This is a genomic window from Abiotrophia sp. HMSC24B09, assembly GCF_001815865.1.
GTDB lineage: Bacteria > Bacillota > Bacilli > Lactobacillales > Aerococcaceae > Abiotrophia.
In genome coordinates this window covers 1-3,252 of sequence record NZ_KV822207.1, presented here as the reverse complement: position 1 = coordinate 3,252, position 3,252 = coordinate 1, and the positions used below count along the sequence as shown (strand labels likewise).

Annotated in this window: 2 rRNA genes; both read left to right on the top strand. The window is 50.8% G+C overall.

The annotated features are described in order from the left end of the window. The first annotated feature begins 170 nt into the window (after positions 1-170). Positions 171-3,059 (top strand): 23S ribosomal RNA (locus HMPREF3093_RS06130). A gap of 70 nt (positions 3,060-3,129) precedes the next feature. Next, positions 3,130-3,245: ribosomal RNA gene (rrf, locus tag HMPREF3093_RS06125) — 5S ribosomal RNA — on the top strand. The last annotated feature ends 7 nt before the right edge of the window (positions 3,246-3,252 follow it).

Genomic DNA, 3,252 nt, shown 5'->3' with positions numbered 1-3,252 from the left:
AACTTGCACATTGAAAACTGAATAACCAAACAAACCGTTTTATCATCCGACAGGATGGATGGTAAAACACATTATTTCTAAAATAATGAACCGAGAATTGACCGAGTCTGTAAGAAATTACAGAGTAAGAAAAAAATAGCGCGAAAGTATCATGCATCAAGTATGATCGTGGTTAAGAAACAAAGGGCGCACGGTGAATGCCTTGGCACTAGGAGCCGAAGAAGGACGTGACGAACGACGAAATGCTTTGGGGAGCTGTAAGTGAGCTAAGATCCAGAGATATCCGAATGGGGGAACCCGGCTAGCGTAATGGCTAGTCACACCTACGGGTGAGGTAGACGCAGAGAACTGAAACATCTAAGTACCTGCAGGAAGAGAAAGAAAAATCGATTCCCTGAGTAGCGGCGAGCGAAACGGGAAGAGCCCAAACCAGTGTGCAAGCACACTGGGGTTGTAGGACTCTAACGTGGACTCAAATGAGTTAGTAGAAGCTGGTGGGAAACAGCGCCAAAGAGGGTGAGAGCCCCGTATACGAAAACTGATTTGTACCTAAGAGTATCCTGAGTACGGCGGAACACGTGGAATTCCGTCGGAATCCGCCAGGACCATCTGGCAAGGCTAAATACTCCCTAGTGACCGATAGTGAACCAGTACCGTGAGGGAAAGGTGAAAAGCACCCCGGGAGGGGAGTGAAAGAGTACCTGAAACCGTGTGCTTACAAGTAGTCAGAGCCCGTTAAGGGGTGATGGCGTACCTTTTGTAGAATGGACCGGCGAGTGACGATAGTTGGCGAGGTTAAGTTGAAGAAACGGAGCCGTAGCGAAAGCGAGTCTGAATAGGGCGAAAGTCAGGTGTCGTCGACCCGAAACCAAGTGACCTACCCATGTGCAGGTTGAAGGTGCGGTAAGACGCACTGGAGGACCGAACCAGGACACGTTGAAAAGTGTTTGGATGACGTGTGGGTAGCGGAGAAATTCCAATCGAACTTGGAGATAGCTGGTTCTCTCCGAAATAGCTTTAGGGCTAGCCTCAGAGTAAGAGTCATGGAGGTAGAGCACTGTTTGGACTAGGGGGGCTCACGCTTTACCGAATCCAGATAAACTCCGAATGCCAAGGACTCATCTCTGGGAGTCAGACTGCGAGTGATAAGATCCGTAGTCGAAAGGGAAACAGCCCAGACCACCAGCTAAGGTCCCAAAGTAACTGTTAAGTGGAAAAGGATGTGGAGTTGCATAGACAACTAGGATGTTGGCTTAGAAGCAGCCACCATTTAAAGAGTGCGTAATAGCTCACTAGTCGAGTGACTCCGCGCCGAAAATGTACCGGGGCTAAACAGTACACCGAAGCTGTGGATTCAATTTTATATTGAGTGGTAGGAGAGCGTTCTAAGGGCGGTGAAGGCATACCGAAAGGAGTGTTGGAGCGCTTAGAAGTGAGAATGCCGGTATGAGTAGCGAAAGACGGGTGAGAATCCCGTCCACCGATAGACTAAGGTTTCCTGGGGAAGGCTCGTCCGCCCAGGGTTAGTCGGGACCTAAGCCGAGGCCGATAGGCGTAGGCGATGGACAACAGGTAGAGATTCCTGTACTTGTTAACAATGTTTGAGCGATGGAGGGACGCAGGAGGCGACGCCACGCAGACGGATGGAAGTGTCTGTAGAAGCACGAAGTGGTGGTATGAGTCAAATGCTTATACCTATAACTGTGACGTGTGACCTGGAGCGAAATTTAAGTAGCGAAGGTGGCTAATCAAACTGCCGAGAAAAGCTTCTAGTGAGTTGTTAACAACCCGTACCGCAAACCGACACAGGTAGTCAAGTGGAGAACACTAAGGTGAGCGAGAGAACTCTCGTTAAGGAACTCGGCAAAATGACCCCGTAACTTCGGGAGAAGGGGTGCTGACAGAGATGTCAGCCGCAGTGAATAGGCCCAGGCGACTGTTTATCAAAAACACAGGTCTCTGCAAAATCGAAAGATGACGTATAGGGGCTGACGCCTGCCCGGTGCTGGAAGGTTAAGAGGAGTGCTTAGGAGCAATCCGAAGGTACGAATTGAAGCCCCAGTAAACGGCGGCCGTAACTATAACGGTCCTAAGGTAGCGAAATTCCTTGTCGGGTAAGTTCCGACCCGCACGAAAGGCGTAACGATCTGGGCACTGTCTCAACGAGAGACTCGGTGAAATTATAGTACCTGTGAAGATGCAGGTTACCCGCGACAGGACGGAAAGACCCCATGGAGCTTTACTGTAGCTTGATATTGAGTGTTTGTATGGCATGTACAGGATAGGTAGGAGCTGAAGAAGTGTGGACGCCAGTCTACACGGAGGCGCTGGTGGGATACTACCCTTGTGATGCGGACCCTCTAACCCACGTGTAACAGCACGGGAGACAGTGTCAGGTGGGCAGTTTGACTGGGGCGGTCGCCTCCTAAAGAGTAACGGAGGCGCCCAAAGGTTCCCTCAGAATGGTTGGAAATCATTCGTAGAGTGTAAAGGCAGAAGGGAGCTTGACTGCGAGACCTACAAGTCGAGCAGGGACGAAAGTCGGGCTTAGTGATCCGGTGGTACCGTATGGAAGGGCCATCGCTCAACGGATAAAAGCTACCCTGGGGATAACAGGCTTATCTCCCCCAAGAGTTCACATCGACGGGGAGGTTTGGCACCTCGATGTCGGCTCATCGCATCCTGGGGCTGAAGTCGGTCCCAAGGGTTGGGCTGTTCGCCCATTAAAGCGGTACGCGAGCTGGGTTCAGAACGTCGTGAGACAGTTCGGTCCCTATCCGTCGCGGGCGTAGGAAATTTGAGAAGAGCTATCCTTAGTACGAGAGGACCGGGATGGACGCACCGCTGGTGTACCAGTTGTTCTGCCAAGGGCATCGCTGGGTAGCTATGTGCGGGATGGATAAGCGCTGAAAGCATCTAAGCGTGAAGCCAGCTTCAAGATGAGATTTCCCATTCGAAAGAAGTAAGACCCCTGAGAGACGATCAGGTAGATAGGCTAGAAGTGGAAGTGGAGTGATCCATGGAGCGGACTAGTACTAATCGGTCGAGGTCTTAACCACAAGATTTGAGGTTAGGTTTGAGGTTATTCAGTTTTGAGTGTGCAAGCACTCATATAAGACAACACCCAAGTGTGGTGATAATGGCAAGAAGGACACACCTGTTCCCATTCCGAACACAGCAGTTAAGCTTCTTAGCGCCGATGGTAGTTGGACCTTTGGTCCTGTGAGAGTAGGTCGTTGCCATGCTGGGTGA